This is a genomic window from Helicobacter ganmani (genome assembly GCF_003364315.1).
GTDB classification, from domain to species: Bacteria; Campylobacterota; Campylobacteria; order Campylobacterales; family Helicobacteraceae; genus Helicobacter_D; species Helicobacter_D ganmani.
Window position 1 is genome coordinate 32,636 of the sequence record NZ_NXLS01000003.1, and the last position, 17,105, is coordinate 49,740.

15 protein-coding genes and 1 tRNA gene are annotated in these 17,105 nt (G+C 37.6%); 3 read left to right on the forward strand and 13 right to left on the reverse strand.

Annotated elements, in window-relative coordinates; translation table 11 throughout:
- Positions 1-2: 2 nt before the first annotated feature.
- The 3 genes from ppa to aspS are packed head-to-tail and all read right to left on the reverse strand — an operon-like array spanning position 3 to position 2,894.
- Complete coding sequence (gene ppa / locus CQA43_RS03755; RefSeq protein WP_115551286.1) at positions 3-521, reverse strand: inorganic diphosphatase; 519 nt, start codon at positions 519-521, stop codon at positions 3-5.
- Between the two features lie 35 nt (positions 522-556).
- Positions 557-1,129, reverse strand: coding sequence for an adenylate kinase (locus CQA43_RS03760; protein ID WP_115551287.1), 573 nt, complete (start codon positions 1,127-1,129; stop codon positions 557-559).
- 13 nt (positions 1,130-1,142) lie between these two features.
- Positions 1,143-2,894 carry an aspartate--tRNA ligase gene (gene aspS / locus CQA43_RS03765; RefSeq protein WP_115551288.1) on the reverse strand — a complete coding sequence of 584 codons (1,752 nt, stop codon included), beginning with the start codon at positions 2,892-2,894 and terminating at the stop codon, positions 1,143-1,145.
- Between the two features lie 271 nt (positions 2,895-3,165).
- Between aspS and CQA43_RS03770 the strand changes: the two genes are divergently transcribed.
- Positions 3,166-3,576 (forward strand): Fur family transcriptional regulator, encoded by a 411-nt coding sequence (locus tag CQA43_RS03770; protein ID WP_115551289.1) that lies wholly within the window; start codon positions 3,166-3,168, stop codon positions 3,574-3,576.
- On the opposite strand, the gene CQA43_RS03775 is transcribed toward CQA43_RS03770, so the two are convergent.
- Genes CQA43_RS03775 through CQA43_RS03800 form a run of 6 tightly spaced genes read right to left on the reverse strand, consistent with a single transcriptional unit; the run spans position 3,573 to position 8,043 of the window.
- Positions 3,573-4,085, reverse strand: coding sequence for a YhcH/YjgK/YiaL family protein (locus CQA43_RS03775; RefSeq protein ID WP_115551290.1), 513 nt, complete (start codon positions 4,083-4,085; stop codon positions 3,573-3,575). The genes CQA43_RS03770 and CQA43_RS03775 overlap by 4 nt on opposite strands.
- Before the next feature lie 9 nt (positions 4,086-4,094).
- The gene (locus CQA43_RS03780; RefSeq protein WP_115551291.1) at positions 4,095-4,562 is read right to left on the reverse strand and encodes a SixA phosphatase family protein; all 468 of its coding nucleotides are present in this window, start codon (positions 4,560-4,562) and stop codon (positions 4,095-4,097) included.
- A 17-nt stretch (positions 4,563-4,579) separates the two neighbouring features.
- Entirely contained in the window at positions 4,580-5,260 is a 681-nt protein-coding gene (locus CQA43_RS03785; protein WP_115551292.1) for a 5'-methylthioadenosine/adenosylhomocysteine nucleosidase, read from the reverse strand.
- Between the two features lies 1 nt (position 5,261).
- Positions 5,262-6,182 carry an ACP S-malonyltransferase gene (fabD, locus tag CQA43_RS03790; RefSeq protein WP_115551293.1) on the reverse strand — a complete coding sequence of 307 codons (921 nt, stop codon included), beginning with the start codon at positions 6,180-6,182 and terminating at the stop codon, positions 5,262-5,264.
- Between the two features lie 11 nt (positions 6,183-6,193).
- A complete protein-coding gene (argS, locus tag CQA43_RS03795; RefSeq protein ID WP_115551294.1) occupies positions 6,194-7,813 on the reverse strand; it encodes an arginine--tRNA ligase in 1,620 nt (539 codons plus the stop codon).
- Positions 7,813-8,043, reverse strand: a complete 231-nt coding sequence (locus CQA43_RS03800) for a twin-arginine translocase TatA/TatE family subunit (protein WP_181881617.1) — start codon at positions 8,041-8,043, stop codon at positions 7,813-7,815. The genes argS and CQA43_RS03800 overlap by 1 nt, the downstream gene beginning before the upstream one ends.
- A 210-nt stretch (positions 8,044-8,253) precedes the next feature.
- Here CQA43_RS03800 and CQA43_RS03805 point away from each other — a divergent pair, with 210 nt between their 5' ends.
- On the forward strand, positions 8,254-10,203 hold the full coding sequence (locus tag CQA43_RS03805) for a methyl-accepting chemotaxis protein (protein WP_115551296.1): 1,950 nt from the start codon (positions 8,254-8,256) through the stop codon (positions 10,201-10,203).
- A 17-nt stretch (positions 10,204-10,220) separates the two neighbouring features.
- Here CQA43_RS03805 and uvrA read toward each other — a convergent pair whose 3' ends face one another.
- On the reverse strand, positions 10,221-13,061 hold the full coding sequence (gene uvrA, locus CQA43_RS03810; RefSeq protein WP_115551297.1) for an excinuclease ABC subunit UvrA: 2,841 nt from the start codon (positions 13,059-13,061) through the stop codon (positions 10,221-10,223).
- 247 nt (positions 13,062-13,308) lie between these two features.
- Here uvrA and htpG point away from each other — a divergent pair, with 247 nt between their 5' ends.
- Positions 13,309-15,192: a molecular chaperone HtpG gene (htpG, locus tag CQA43_RS03815; RefSeq protein ID WP_115551298.1), complete on the forward strand. Its 1,884-nt coding sequence runs from the start codon at positions 13,309-13,311 to the stop codon at positions 15,190-15,192.
- A 79-nt stretch (positions 15,193-15,271) separates the two neighbouring features.
- On the opposite strand, the gene CQA43_RS03820 is transcribed toward htpG, so the two are convergent.
- The 3 genes from CQA43_RS03820 to CQA43_RS03830 form a co-directional block, all read right to left on the reverse strand.
- A complete protein-coding gene (locus CQA43_RS03820; RefSeq protein WP_115551299.1) occupies positions 15,272-16,528 on the reverse strand; it encodes a glutamate-5-semialdehyde dehydrogenase in 1,257 nt (418 codons plus the stop codon).
- A gap of 87 nt (positions 16,529-16,615) precedes the next feature.
- Positions 16,616-16,699: transfer RNA gene (locus tag CQA43_RS03825), tRNA-Leu, on the reverse strand.
- 37 nt (positions 16,700-16,736) lie between these two features.
- Positions 16,737-17,042 (reverse strand): F0F1 ATP synthase subunit C, encoded by a 306-nt coding sequence (locus CQA43_RS03830; RefSeq protein ID WP_026943810.1) that lies wholly within the window; start codon positions 17,040-17,042, stop codon positions 16,737-16,739.
- Positions 17,043-17,105 lie beyond the last annotated feature (63 nt).

A 17,105-nucleotide genomic window follows, 5' to 3' on the forward strand; every position in this document is an offset into this window, starting at 1 on the left:
ATTTATTTGTAATTTTTGATTGCTTTATCCAAAATTTCTTTGGCAGCATTTAAATCTTTGTATTCCTTAACTTTCACCCATTTATTTGGTTCTAAAGCCTTATAAGTTTCAAAGAAATTTTTAATCCTATCTAATGTGATTTGTGGCAAATCCTCTAGGCTTTGGATTCTATCGTATCTTGGATCTATCTTACTAATAGGCACAGCAAGGAGTTTTTCGTCCATTCCACTTTCATCTTCCATAATCAAAACACCAATCAAACGCGCTTTAATTACACTTCCAGCCTGCAAAGGATATTCGTTTAGCACCAACACATCTGCTGGGTCTCCATCATCACTTAGTGTATTTGGAACGAAACCATAATTCGCAGGATAAAACATTGCACTATACATTACCCTATCTACCACGACTGCACCAGATTCCTTATCAATCTCATATTTAATGTTACTTCCATAAGGAATCTCAATTATAACATTGAGTTTATTAGGATTCTCTCCTACACTGATTTTTGATACATTCATCTTTTTATCCTTTAATAATTTAAGTAGAATCTCTACTAAATTTTAGATTTAATAAAAGCTTCCATTTCGGAAGTAATTTCCTCAATCGTGCGCTCACCACTGATTTTTTTCAACACAGCTTTTTTGCTATAAAAATCCTGAATCTCCTTGAGCGGTGTTTGATAAACTTCCATACGATTATTGAATACTTCTACATTATCATCTGCACCTCTAGCGCGTCCAAGCACTCTATCACAAGCAGTTTCTCTGCTTACTTCTACTTCAATCACACTGACAAGCTCAATATCTTTTTTGTCTTTTAGAATCTTATCTAGCTCCAACATTTGCTCCACGCTACGAGGATAGCCATCAATGAGCACAATATCTTTCACCGCATTGGCTATCGCATCTACAATTGTTTTGACGACAATTTCAAGCGGCACAAGATTCCCTTTGCTTGTATAGCTCTCAATTAGCTTTCCAAGCTCACTTCCGCTTGCCACTTCTGCACGTAATAATTCCCCGGTAGAATAATGCACAATGCTCTCACTATTATTCTTGCTAATAATCTCTGCGTCCGTAGTTTTACCACTTCCGGGTGCCCCGATGACTAAAAATAACTTTTTCATAAAATCTCTCCTTTTATTGTTTGGTTTCTCTTACTTTGATATGTAGCTCCCTTAATTGCTCCTCACTTGCCTCACTTGGTGCATCTGTTAGCGGACAAGTTGCCTTTTGTGTTTTAGGAAACGCAATCACATCACGGATAGAATTTGCCTTGCAAAGCAACATAATAATCCTATCTAAGCCAAATGCAATTCCGCCGTGCGGTGGCGCGCCAAATTGCAAAGCTTCAAGCAAAAAGCTAAATTTATTTTTTGCCTCTTCCTCGCTAATTCCAAGCAATTTAAACACGCGGCTTTGAATCTCTTCTTTATGAATCCTAATGCTTCCGCCACCGATTTCAAAACCATTTAATACGACATCATAAGCCACAGAGCTAATCTCTTCAACATCTTCTACATCTAAATTTTTGGGCATTGTAAAAGGGTGGTGTAGAGCCGATACACTGCCATCTTCATTGCGTTCAAACATAGGAAAATCCACAACCCATAAGAATCTATAAAGATTCTCATCAATAAGCCCCATATCTTGGGCAATTTTCTGACGCAAACGTCCCATATAATCCCATACGATTTTTTTCTCTCCCGCTCCAAAGAATACAATATCTCCGACTTTTGCCCCTACGCGTTCTATGAGATTTTTGAGATTTGCCTCACTCAAAAATTTAATCAAAGGACCTTTTGCGCCCTCTTCTTTGATTTGGATATACGCCAAACCTTTTGCTCCAAATTTGCGCACAAATTCCTCTGCCTCTCCCAAAGTTTTGCGTGTGAAAAATGTATCGCCTTTTTGCACACACAGGGCTTTAATACGATTATTTTTGGAATCCTTAGCAATCTTAGCAAAAATCTCATTGCTAGATTCCGCAAACAAATCTGACACTTCCACTAAGGGCAACTCATAACGCAAATCTGGTTTATCGCTGCCATAAGATTCCATTACTTCTTTATAAGTATGATGTTCAAAAGGAGTTTGGATTGCGATTCCGCAAACTCCAAAAATCGCCTTAAGCGTCGCTTCTGCAGCCGACATTACATCGTCTTGGGTGCAAAAACTCATTTCCACATCAATTTGCGTAAATTCTGGTTGCCTATCAAGTCGCAAATCTTCATCTCTGAAACATTTTGCAATCTGAAAATACTTATCAAATCCGCTAATCATCAGCAGCTGCTTAAATAATTGAGGGCTTTGGGGCAAGGCATAAAATTCGCCGTGATGCACACGACTAGGCACAAGATAATCCCGCGCACCCTCTGGCGTTGCTTTCGTTAAAATCGGAGTTTCAACCTCTAAAAATCCCAAGCTACTTAACGCATTTCTTGTCGCTTGTGCCACCTTGCTTCGCGTGATAAAAATCTCTTGCAAACGCGGATTGCGCAAATCCAAATAGCGATATTTCAAGCGCACATCTTCCCCCACACTTTCATCTCCTACCGCAATAGGAGGTGTTAGACTTTTGTTTTCAATCTTTAGAGATTCCACCAACACCTCAATTTTCCCTGTTTTTAGTTTAGGATTCTCTAGTCCCTCGCCTCTTGCGCGCACTTTTCCTTTTGCCAACAAAACATATTCATCACGCACTTCGCTCGCAATTTTATGCGCCTCTGCGCTATCCTTCGGGTCAAACACAAGTTGCACAAGCCCGCTGCGGTCGCGTAAATCAATAAAAACGATTCCTCCATGGTCGCGATAAGTATTACACCAACCGCATAAACTCACCATTTCTCCAATATTTTGCTCTCCCAAATCTGCGCAATAATGGCTTCTCATGGTATTTACTCCTAAAAAATAACAAAATAATTTGTGATTGTATCAAAAAATAATAAAAGGCAAAATTAATCTCAAGCCTTTAAAGTCGTATCGATGCAAATTAAGATTCCTAAATAATTCATTCATCACAAAATCTTTCCATTCCATAAAAAATAAATGATTACTTTGTGTAATTATTTATTGATAATCTTTCTTGATAAATAAAAATAATTTTTGTAAAATTAATTTTTAAGAATAAAATTTTATTAGCCCATATTATTAGGATATTGAAATGTTTGAAAAAATTTTAAAAGAAAATCACCTCAAAATTACTCCCCAACGTTTAGCAATCCTGAAAGAAATCCAAAAATTTGGACATATCAGCATTGATGAAATTTATGAAAATGTCAAAGAGAGCAATCCCTCAATGTCTCTTGCTACAATTTACAAAAACCTTGCTTCTATGCAGGAAGCAAGAATTATTGATGAAGTGAAATTTCCCAACCAAAAGCAACGTTATGAGCTTGTGAAAAACCAGCATATGCATCTTGTTTGTGAAAAATGTGGAAAAATCACAGATATGGCACTTAATTCTTCCGTGGAATCACTCAAAACCGCTTGCACCGATATTTCTTCTTACAAAATCAAAGAAATCTCTATCGCAATGATTGGAATCTGCCCACAATGCCAAACCAAAGCTTAAAAGTTTAATTTAACATATTGTTTAGGAACTTTAACAACTACTTTCTGCACAAGCGAAGATTCTGCATTTGCAGAGATTCCACCCGCATGCACATCAAGACTTTCAAACACCGCAAGATTGCCGGGAAATAATTGAATGCTTGAAAGAAAAGCACTTGCGTGATATTCAATCAAATCGCGTGCATCATCTAAAGGATTCTTAATCTCGCAAAGACTATTTGGAGCGATAAAAAAAATCTCCTTGCCAAAAACTACCATTTGAAAATCAACCATTTCACTATGGCTTTCATAAAAAGCTTCTTTTGGCATTTTGGTATTATAAGCCTGCTCAATGGCTCGCACCCCCCCTTCAAAATACACCACAAATTCCTCCCCCGCTTTTAAAGCTATAATCCTCTGATGCACTTCACTGCTTTCATCTAAAGCATCAAAAAGATAGCCAAAGATTCTGCTTAACACTTCATTTTTCTTAAATTTGTTTGCCACATCTGGCAAATAACCCAAAAACATAGAATCCCTTTAGAAATTATGCAACCCTACAAGCAGCCAATCATTCTCACTTTCGCGTTCTAATTCTACCACGCAACCTTTACCCACATACAAATTCAAAGTTCCTTTAGCACAGATAAATCGCACAAACTCACTAATGCTTGGCTCGTGTCCAACAACAACTAAAGTTTGCCAATCTTCTTCAATCTCATCTTTATGCCCTAAAAAACCTTGTAATCCTTCTTCAGGATTAATATTTGGATTTAAGAAAAAAGTGCTATGGGATTGTTTTTTAGCAATATACTTTGCAGTATCACACGCACGCAAAGCAAGCGATGAAACAATTGCATCTACATCGGGGTATTTTTTTGCAATATACTTTGCAATTTTTTTCGCTTGTTTTACACCTTTTTTGGTAAGCGGTCGTTTCATATCATCTTCGCCTACCCACTTTTCTCTATTCTCTGCTTTTGCATGTCGCACCAAAATTAAACGCATTTCCAAACCTCCTTAAATTAGATTTTTTCTATCATTTGAATTACAAATGCAATGTTTCTCTTACCACTTTCTTCCTCATTGTATTCCTCTAGCTTCTCATCATTCACGCTATCGGATATAGTCCGAAGAATACAAAAAGGCACTTTGAGATTCTCACACACCACCGCTACGCTTGCACCCTCCATTTCTACTGCGTCCGCTTGAAAAGTCTCACGTATCCATTGTTTCTTGTCTTTTTGATTGACAAATTGGTCCCCTGAAGCAACGATTCCCTCATAAATTTGAAATCCAAGCTCACTTGCCACTTCTTTTGCAATCGCATTTAATGTGGAATCACTTTTGACAAATGTCTCACTCCCAGGAACAAACCCATAAGGATAGTCAAAAATTGTCAAATCCACATCGTGCTGACACAATTTACTTGCAAAAAGCAAATCTCCAACTTTATAACTTGGATTGATTGCGCCCGCAATTCCATTAAATATGATTTTTTCACAACCAAAATGTAAAATCATTGTGCTAGCGGTCAATGCTGCATGTACCTTGCCGATACGACTACATGCGAGCATTGCAGTCTTGTTTCCTGCTTTAATCTTATAAAAAGTATTGCCACCAAACTCCAAAGTTTCATAATCCTTGTAGTGTGCAAGCACAGGAGCAATCTCCTCTGGAAGCGCGCCAATAATACCAAATGTCATTTTAATCCTTTTGTAAAAAATCTTGAATCTCTGCATAAGTCTGCAAAGAAATCGTTTCTTTTTGACTCAATCGCTTATTTAAACCTTTTAACACATTGCCTCCACACTCTATGAAACCCTCAATCTCTGCATCATTCCCACGAATGGATTGTTTATAAAGCACAGGTGAAACAAGCTGCTTTGCCAACAAATCCAGTGCTTGTGCTTTACTCCCATAAGGTTTTGCATTTACATTTGAAATAATAGGAAAGGCAAAGGAATCCCCCAATGCTTCCTCTAGCAACACCCTAAAATCTGCGCACATTCCCTCTAAAATAGGACAATGGCTTGCCACAGACATCGGAAGCATTAAGGCGCGTTTTGCACCCAATCCTTTAATCTCCACTTCTAAGGTGGATAAATCCTCTCTGCTTCCTGCAAGCACCATTTGTCCATCGCCATTATAATTTGCACACCAAACTTTCAAGCCTCTATTGCGTTTTTTTGCACAAAACTCTTCTAATATATTATCTTCTAGCCCAAGCACAACCATCATACCTGCCGCTTTGGACTTGCAGGATTCCTCCATTAAATATCCTCGCTTACTAACCAATGAAATGGCTTGCTCAAAGCTCAAAGCTCCACTTGCGCAGAGCGCACTAAATTCTCCCAACGAATGCCCTAACCCAAAAGAAATTTTATCTTTTATTTTTGGCAAAATAAGAGAAAATACACTATAACTCACCAAAAGAATCGCGGGTTGTGTGTATTGTGTTAAATTCAATTTTTCATTCTCTTCAAAGCAAAGTTTTATCATATCTTCTTTTAGAATCTCACTTGCTTGCTCAAAATACCTCTTAACCTCTGTGCTATTCTCAAATAAGTCTTTACCCATTCCAATACTCTGACTGCCTTGACCGGGAAAAATTAATGCTTTACTCAAAATTACTCCTTTTACATACTTTCTTTAGCTTTAACACCAAGTAACGCAAGCCCTAAATTTAAAGACTTTGCAACAACAATTAAGACTTTTAGAATCTGCTCTTCTTTGGCAGTGGTTAAAATTTTTGTCTCATTATAGAATCGGTGGAACTCTCCTGCAAGATTTTTCAAAAAATCCACAACCTTATTGGGCGCGCGTTGCACAAAAGCATCTAACAACACCTTATCAAGCCCGAGTGAAAGCACCAATAAATCACGCAAGTTTTCGTCCATTTCTTTTAGAGATTCTACATATTGCTCTTTGGGGGTATTTTTAAAATCTTGAATCTCAAAACGTGATTTGGTAAAAAGCGTATGAATCCGTGCGTGTGCATAATTGATATAATACACAGGATTGCTTGCATCTTGTTTTTTCAACTCTTCTATATCAAATTCCAAATGCGTGTCTGCTTTTTTGCTTAAAAAAATCAAACGCAAAGCGTCTGCACCAACTTCCTCTACGATTTCTTTCATCAAAATAAAATTACCCGCGCGCTTGCTCATTTTATAGGCTTCGCCCCCTTGAAGTAAAGCAACCATTTGCGACAAAAGCACCTCTAGTTTATTGCTATCGTATCCCAAAAAGTTAATAGCGGCTTTCACGCGCGCAATATAGCCGTGATGGTCTGCTCCCCAAATATTAATATAGCGCGTAAAAGGGCGAATAAACTTGTCTCTGTGATAAATAATATCTCCCGCAAGATAGGTTGGCTCTCCACTTTCACGCACAATGACGCGGTCTTTTTCGTCTCCATATTCACTAGATTTTAGCCACAATTTACCCTCTTGCTCATAGACGCCATTGTTCGCTTTAAGTGTGCGCAATGTGGAATCCCAAGCCGTAAAAAGCCCCTTTTCACTCACATAGTTATCAAATACGATTCCAACTTGTGCTAAATTTGCCTTGATTTCCTCTAGCATTTTATCTTTTCCAAAGCAACTTAAGATTGCAATCTGTGATAAATTTTCAAAAACTTCCAACCCCAAAGAATCCTTTGCTTGCTGTGCTAACAAAAGCACATATTCACCCTTATAGCAATCCTGCGGCAACTCATAGGGTGCGCCAAAAAACAAATGTCGTCCAGCATAATAAATGGATTTACCCAAATTTTCTATTTGTGTGCCTGCGTCATTGATATAATATTCTGTTGAAATGCAAAATCCCAAAAACCTGCCAATACGCGCCAAACTATCACCAAAGATTGCCCCACGCGCGTGTCCAATGTGCAAAGGACCTGTTGGATTTGCGCTCACATATTCTAGCAAAATACGCTCCTGCACATCTTGCGATTCTACATTTGAAGCTTGACTTGCAGAATCTTGTTGCAAGAATTTCCACGCACATTGCGCTAAAAACATATCACTTAGACTAAAATTCACGTAACCATTCAACACATTCACACTCGCAATTTGCGGCAAAGATTCTAACTTTTGCGCAAACTCTTGTGCAATGGCTTGCGGACTTTGTCGTAAAGTTTTGGCAAAGCTAAAAGTTGGCAAAGCAAAATGACCAAATCTCTTGTCGCGTGGCTTTTCTAAAATACTAGAAATCCCTAACGCTTCCTCTATAATCTGTTTGATATTTTGTGTCATTAGGATACTTTTGTTGTCTCGTTTGCAGGATTAGCTACGGATTCCTTTTTGTCTTGTTCAATCTTCGTATTTTGTGCTGTTATTTCTTCGTCCTCTTCTTTGACTGCTTTTTTGAAATTTTTAATTCCTGAACCCAAGCCTTTAGCCAAATCTGGAATCTTTTTTGCTCCAAATAACACAACAATAATCAATAGCACAATGAGCAGCTGCTGAACACTTGGCATCATCATCAAATCCTTTTTATTTATGAAATTTTGCGGATTATAACATAATTCCTCTTGCAACTACAAAACCACTAATTTTTAGATTCAATTTTTGAATCAATGTTACTAATTTTCAAAAATCATTAACTTTTGCCGATATTTTGGAATATTAATGAAAGATTTAATTGTTATATGCTATTCTTAACAAAAAGTTAATCTTAAGAAAAGGTTAAAGCAATGAAGTTATCTTTAAGCTTAAAAGCAACATTAAGCATTACATTCACGGCAATAATTGGGTTTTTAATTTTTGGGATTTTACAATATCAAATGACCAAAACTAGCACTCTATTATCTGAAACAGAAAGCTACCAAGGCAAGCTAAATTCTATCCAACTCTTGCTCATTTCTTATATTAATGAAAAACAAGTTGCCATCAATCAACTTAAAGACGATATTGCTAATCATTTAGATGATGAAGCAAGCATTGCTAAAAGCCTAGAACTTGTTGAAAAAACAAGCGGATTCAATCTTGTATATTTTGGCGTGGAGGAAAATGGAAGAATGCTCCGAAGCAATGGAAATCATGTCTTTCCAGAAAGTGGCTATGACCCGCGCAAACGCAGTTGGTTTTATGATACGAAAGCGCAAAATAAACCAATCATTTTAAACAATGCGTGGTTGCAAGCAAGCAAAAAACTTCCTGTTTTTGGCTTTGGAGCACCACTCCACCACAAGGGCAATTTTTATGGTGTTGTCAGTGGAGACATTGCATTAAAACCATTAAACAACTATTTAGAATCCCTTCAAAAAGGCGAACATTATACAATTTTTGCAACCGACCCGAGTGGCAAAATCATTCTTTCGCAAAATGCCGATGAAATCCTCAACCAAAGTGAAATCTCCAAATTATTAGTAGAAAAATCCAAAAACCATCAAAATGAATTTATTTTCTTTGACCAAGATAAACACCAAAGATTCGGAATCTGTTCTTTAAACTCATTAACTGCGTGGAATGTTTGTTTAGTAGGAGACGAGGCAACCTTATATCAATCCATTCGTGAAAACACTACTTTCCTAGCCATTTCATTGCTTATCTTTGCAATTATCCTTATCGTGCTGATTAATATTTTTGCACGCAAAATCCTTAACCCCATTAAGACTTTACGCAAAGGAATCTTAGACTTTTTTGACTACTTACATCTCAAAACTACAAGTGTAAAACTGCTCCATATTAACACCAATGACGAATTGGGAGAAATGGCAAGAGCCATTAACGAAAATATCAAAGAGATTCAAACTAATTTAGAAAAAGAGCGCACTTGTGTGCAAGAAACATTAAAATCTCTTGAATATGCAAAAGAAGGTAATTTTGGAAGATTTATAGAAGCTGAATCCAACAATAAACAACTCAACAACATTAAACTTTATCTCAATCAAACACTCCAAGACCTTAATCAAAACTTTGAAATCATTGAAAAGGCACTAGAAAGCTACAAAGGAGATGATTTTACCCATATTGCAGAGACAAGCAATAGTAAAGGTGCATTGCTTCGTGTAGTAGAAAACATCAACGATTTAAGAAGTTATATCCAAAATATGCTTCAACACTCTAGCGGAATCGCACAAACACTCAAAGGGCATTCTAGCACTTTACAAGAACGCGTAGCAAACCTGCAAGCTTCTTCTCACGCACAAAGCCAATCCCTAGAGCAAACGAATTTAGCTGTATCAGAAATCACAGATTCTATGCAAAATGTTGCAAGCAAAAGCAGTGAAGTAATCCAGCAAAGTGATGATATTCGGCAAGTCGTCAATGTGATTAAAGACATTGCAGACCAAACCAATCTTTTAGCCCTTAATGCAGCCATTGAAGCAGCAAGAGCAGGAGAACACGGAAGAGGATTTGCAGTTGTTGCTGATGAAGTGCGAAAACTAGCAGAAAGAACAGGAAAATCTTTAAATGAGATTGAAGCAAATGTGAATGTTCTTGTGCAGGGCATTAATGATATGAGTGAATCCGTCAAAGAAGAAACTAAAAGCGTAGAACAGATTAGTCAAGTAGTAGAAAAATTAGAACAACTCACGCGAGAGAATGAATCTATCGCGGACTCTTGCGCAGAAATTTCCAAAGTTGTAGATAATCTTGCAACCGAAGTATTGAATGAAACAAATAACAAGAAATTCTAAGAAATCCCTTATACGGCTTAGGATTCCGCTCCTAATTCTTTAGCCAAAAACTTTCCTGTATGGCTTGCTGTTTTTTTATGTCTTCTTGCAATACGTTCTGGCGAACCACTATCTACAATCTTGCCTCCATTGCTTCCCCCTTCTGGTCCAATGTCAAGGATAAAATCTGCATTTTTGATAATATCCAAATTATGCTCAATCACAATGACACTATTTCCCAAATCTGTTAAATGGTGCAATACACGCACTAATCTATCCACATCTGCAAAATGCAATCCGGTAGTTGGCTCATCTAAAATATAAAGTGTCTTGCCTGTATCTTTACGACTTAGTTCTTTGGCAAGCTTAATGCGTTGCGCTTCCCCTCCACTTAAAGTTACAGCATTTTGTCCCAAAGTAATATAACCCAAACCCACATCTTGTAGAGTTTTAAGCTTTTGATAAATGCGTGGAATCTTAACAAAAAATTCGCAGGCTTCATCTACACTAAATTCTAGGACTTCCGCAATATTTTTGCCTTTATATTCTACCTCTAAGGTTTGAGTATTGTAACGCGTGCCGCCACACGCATCACATTTCACCATAATATCGGGTAAAAAGTGCATTTCAATCCTAATCTCTCCCTCTCCCATACATTTTTCACATCTTCCACCTTTGACATTGAAACTGAAACGACTAATGCCATAATTACGAATCTGTGCTTCTTTTGTTTGTGCAAAAATCTGTCGAATCTCGTCCATTGCTCCGGTATAGGTTGCAGGATTGGAACGAGGCGTGCGTCCAATGGGGCTTTGATCAAGATAAATCACTTTGTCTAGCTTCTCCAAACCCACAATTTCCACACCATCAACTTTTTTTACTTTTTTGCGATTATTGAGTAGCTCTTGAGCCACAGGAAGCAAAGTTTGCAGGACAAGAGAACTTTTACCACTCCCACTCACACCCGTTACACAGACGAAATTTTTAATCGGCAGTTTTACATTAAGATTATGAATATTGTTAATATTGATATTTAAAATCTCAATCCATTCCTCTTGCTTGCGACGCACAAAATATTCTATTTTTTTTGCGCCACTTAAATACTGCGCTGTTTGGGTTTTACTTTTTAATAATTGCGTCAGATTCCCACTAAATACGACTTCACCGCCATATTTACCCGCTCCTGGTCCAATATCTACGATAAAATCTGCGTGTTCAATTGTTTCTTTATCGTGCTCGACGACGATAACAGAATTACCTTTTTGTTGCAAACTTCTTAAGGTTTTAATGAGTCTCAAAGTATCGCGCTCGTGCAACCCAATGCTTGGCTCATCTAACACATACATTACACCAGTAAGTCCGCTACCAATCTGACTTGCGATTCTAATGCGTTGTGATTCCCCTCCGCTGATACTGCGTGCGTCGCGTCCTAAGCTCAAATACCCAAGCCCTACATCATACAAGAAATAAAGTCGTTCGCAAATTTCTTTAAGAATCGGAGCGGCAATCATTGCACTTTGTGTATCCAAATAGGCAAAATTCACAGGATTGGCAAAAAATCCATAGCATTCTTCAATAGGCAAATCCAACAAATCCCCAATCGTCTTATTTGCAACCCTAACCGCCAAACTTTGTGGCAATAAGCGATGTCCTCCACATTCCTCACAAGTTTTTTCGCTCATATAATCACCCAAATCTTTGTTATCCTTAAACATATCATAAGCAATGGAAATCACCCCCACCCAAGGACGCTTAAGCTTAGAACTTTTCCATTGAAACTCTACTTCTTCTGTGCTTCCATATAAAATTAACTTTTGTTGATATTCGTTCAAGTCCTCAAAAGCAGCTTGAGGATTAATCTGATTTGCCAAACAAAAAGCACGGAATAACTCATTGTAGTAACTTTTATTAAACCCATAAATAATCCTAATCCCGCCTTCACTCAAAGGCAAACTAGACTGAATAACTTTCTTCGTATCAATACTATAACGAATCCCTAAGCCGTCGCATTTGCTACACGCTCCTTTTGGGGAGTTAAAAGAGAAACTAAGAGGTTCTAAGGGATTAAAGGAAACCTTGCAATCAAAACAAGCCAAATGCTCGCTATAATGCACTAAAGTTGGCTTGGATTCCTTCTCTTCAGGCAGAATCTCAATCTCTACTTCTCCATAAGATTCCTTTAAAGCCTTTTCAATGTCTTGTGCGATTCTGTCCTTGTTTGCCTCATTGACAACGACGCGGTCAATCACGACTTTAATCGTATGTTTTTTGGTCTTAGCAAGCGAAATTTCCTCATCTAAGCGCACAAGCACACCATTAATCTGTGCTCTCACATAGCCTTTTTGACGCAAGGATTCCAACTTATCATTAAAAGTCCCTTTTTTTTCGCGAATAATGGGGGATAAAATCAAAATCTTAGAATTTTCCTTGATTTTTAGCACTTGAGCGATAATATCACTCGCATTCATTTTTGAAATAGGTTTGCCACACAAATGACAATGCTGCACACCAATGCGCGCAAAAAGCAAGCGTAGATAATCATAAATCTCTGTGATTGTTCCCACCGTGGAGCGAGGATTTTTACTTGTTGTCTTTTGGTCTATTGCAATGGCTGGAGTTAATCCCTCTATCTTATCTACATCTGGCTTACCAATTTTATCCAAAAACTGCCTTGCATAGCTTGAGAGGGATTCTATATATCTACGTTGTCCTTCTGCATAAAGCGTATCAAAGGCTAAAGTGCTTTTGCCACTGCCACTTAAGCCTGTAAGAATCACAAGTTTATTTTTGGGGATATTCAAACTGATGTTTTTTAAATTGTTTTCTTTTGCGTTTGTAATAATGATATAATCAAGCGGTGTTTTAGTTTTTGAATCCAAAATAAGCCTTTATTTCAAATAAGTTAATCGGTAATTATAACAAAATCCAAAAGATTTAACGCAAATAAAATCAAAGTAAGATAAAGATTTGCAACAAGATTCTTTCTTTTTATTTAAATGAAAGATTAGCAATTACTTTGATATTAATGTAATAATAAAACTTGATAATAATAATATCAAGTTTATTGACATTCTCAAAACTTTTGCTATAATTTCAAGAAAATTTTATGATTCAAAAGGAAAAACAATGGCAAAACATACTTTTCAAACGGAAGTCAATCAACTACTAGACTTAATGATTCACTCGCTGTATTCTAATAAAGAAATTTTTTTACGCGAGCTTATTAGCAATGCTTCTGACGCATTGGACAAATTACAATATTTAACCCTCACAGACGACAAACTAAAAACATTGGATTTTACTCCCAAAATTGATATTGCCTTCGATAGCGAAAAAAATATTTTAACCATCAGCGATAGCGGAATCGGCATGAATGAGCAAGATTTGATTGAAAACTTAGGCACAATCGCTAAAAGCGGCACGAAAAATTTTCTTTCTAAATTGAGCGGGGATAAGAAAAAGGATTCTGCACTCATTGGGCAATTTGGCGTGGGATTCTATTCTGCCTTTATGGTGGCAAATAAAATCATCGTAACAACAAAAAAAGCGGGCGAAACACAAGGTTTTGCGTGGATTAGCGATGGAAGCGGAGAATTTGAGATTGAAAAATGTGAAAAAGAATCACACGGAAGCGAAATTAAGCTCTATCTCAAAGAGGAAGAAAAAGAATTTGCGAATCGTTGGAAAATTGAAGAAATTATCAAAAAATACTCCGACCATATTCCATTCCCTATTTTCTTACACTATACAGAAACTAAAAGCGAAGGAGAGGGAGAGAGCAAAAAAGAGATTATAGAACAAAAAAATGAACAAATCAACAAAGCTTCTGCACTTTGGAGAATCTCTAAAAAAGATTTGAAAGATGAAGAATATAAAGAATTTTACAAAAATTTAAGCTACGATTCTAGCGACCCGCTTTGCTGGATTCATACGAAAGTTGAGGGAACACTAGAATACACTACTCTGTTTTATATCCCACAAAGCGCACCTTTTGACCTTTATCGCGTGGATTACAAAAGCGGCGTGAAACTCTATGTCAAACGCGTTTTTATCACTGATGACGATAAAGAACTTTTACCCTCTTACTTGCGATTTGTGCGCGGAATCATTGATAGTGAGGACTTGCCACTTAATGTAAGCCGGGAGATTCTACAACAAAACAGAATCTTAAGCACGATTAAATCCTCTTCTACAAAAAAAATCTTAAGCGAAATAGAATCACTCCAAAAAGACGAGGAAAAATACAGCAAATTTTATAAAGAGTTTGGACGCTGCTTGAAAGAGGGAGTTTATAGCGATTTTGAAAACAAAGAAAAACTATTAGAACTTTTGCGATTCCAATCTACCAAAAGTGAGGGCAAAGAGATTGCATTTAAAACCTACAAAGAGCGTATGGGTAAGGAACAAAAGGCGATTTACTATCTACAAGGTGAGGATTTAGAACTCCTTAAAAGCTCCCCACTTTTAGACGCATTCAACAAAAAAGGGATTGAAGTTTTACTCTTCGCCGAAGAAATTGACGGAATCGTAATGCCAATGGTGCATGAGTATGACAAGATACCTTTACGTGCCATCACTTCCAAAGAAGCATTGGAGAATTTGGGAGAGGAAAGCATAGAGGAGGACACAAAAGAGAGATTTAAATCCTTGCTTGAAACTTTCAATAAAGCCCTAAGTGATGAAATCAAGGAAGTGCGCTTAAGTGCGAGACTCATTGACGCCCCCTCTTGTATCGTAAGCGACCCAGAAGATCCAAATGCCGCAATGATAAAAATGATGAGACAAATAGGTGCAATGGGTATGGGTGCAGATATTCCAGAACCCAAGCCAATTTTAGAACTCAATCCAAACCATACGATTCTTACTAAGCTACTAGACGCAGAGACACAAAAACAAGAGGAAGTTGCGCATTTATTACTTGAAGAAGCCAAACTACTTGAGGGAGGCAAACTCAAAGATGTAAATGCGTTTGTCAAACATCTTAATACTCTTTTACAGAATAGTTTGTAGATTCTTAGAGGGAAGCAACCCCTCTAATGAACGAATTTTACTTTATAATAGAATTGCCCTAATATTATGCCGCGACTCCTTAACGCACTTGTCCATTGCCATAAACTTTGTATTTATAAATCGTTAGGGATTCTACACCCATAGGACCGCGTGCGTGGATTTTGGAAGTAGAGATTCCAACTTCTGCACCATAACCAAACTCCCCGCCATCACTAAAACGAGTGGAAGCATTCGCATACACACAGGCAGAATCTACTACATTTAAGAAATGCTCTATCGTGCTATAATCCTCGCTCAAAATCGCCTCACTATGCCCGCTTCCAAACTTCTCAATATGTTCTATTGCCTCTTCTGTATCCTTAACAATGCGCAAGTTTAAGATATTTTCTCCATATTCTATATAATAATCCTCCAATGGAATCTGCTCGCATATGATTCCACTAACTTTTAGAATAGCACAAGATTCCTCATCGCCTTTTAGAATCGTGCCATTTTGCTTTAGAGATTCTGCGACTTGCGGCAAAAACTCCTTTGCAAAGACACGTTCTACAAGGAGAGTTTCACAAGCATTACAAGTGCTTGGACGCGAAGTTTTTGCATTGACAATCACCGCAATAGATTCAGGAATCTTGCAAGTGTGGTGTGCAAAAATATGACAAACACCCTTGTCGTGCTTGATAACAGGCACTTTCGCATTCTCCGATACAAAAGAAATCAACCCCTCTCCCCCGCGTGGAATCACTAAATCAATGGAATCTTTTGCACTTAAAAGTTCCTTTAGCTCCTCTCTATCCTTCATAAAGGGCAACAAAACCATACAATCCAATGGCAAATGGTATTTCTTTAGCATTTGATGAAAAACCCGCATAATAGCTTCATTGCTTCTCTGTGCTTCTTTTCCACCTTTTAATACACACGCATTCCCGCTTTTAAAACATAAAGCCGCAACATCACTTGTTACATTGGGGCGTGATTCATAAATCGTAGCAATCACACCAAGCGGCACACTTACCTTTTGTATCCGCAATCCACAATGGTTTGTAAATCCCCCTAAGATTCTATTTAACGGGTCTGGAAAATCTGCAATCTGGCGCAAGGATTCCGCCATATTGAGAATCTTCTTAGGATTTAATTCCAACCTTTCCATCATTGCATTGCTCAAATCCAACTCTTTTGCCGCATTCAAGTCTTTTTGATTTGCATCTATTATCACATTTTGAGCTTCCAATAACAAATCCGCACAATCATATAAAAAACTAATGCGCGTTTGATGAGGAAGTGTCGCTAGCATCTTTTTGCTTTCTTTTGTTTTTTGTAATTGTTCTTGTAAAGACATCGTTGCTCTTTGTATTAAAATAACTAAAATCTTAGCATAAATGTTTGAATAAAAATAAAAAAATCGTTTAAAAAATGAGAGAAAAAATGGTGCGCTGAGCGAGACTTGAACTCGCATGGGTCTCCCCGCCACCCCCTCAAGATGGTGTGTCTACCATTCCACCACCAGCGCACAACCTTAGGGAATCCCTAAGGAAAAAGCTATAAGATTAGCCTAAGAATGGGTTTGCATAAAGTAGAATCAATGCAACAACAAGAGTATAGATAACTTGTGCTTCAATCATCGCAAGTGCAATAAACATCGTTGTCATCAATTTACCACCAACACCGGGATTTCTAGCCATACCAGAAATTGTTGCAGCTGCTGTGCTACCCATACCAATTGCACCACCAAGTGCCGCGATACCCAAACCTACGCCTGCTGCAATTGCAGAATAAGACAATAACATTTCGTTACCTTCCGCAGCAAACGCTACACCAGCTAATGCAAAAAACACTAAAAGTAATTTTTTCATTTGTTCTCCTTAAAATTTCAAAGTCCGTTCGGATTCATTCCCCTACTTATCACTTTGTAGGGC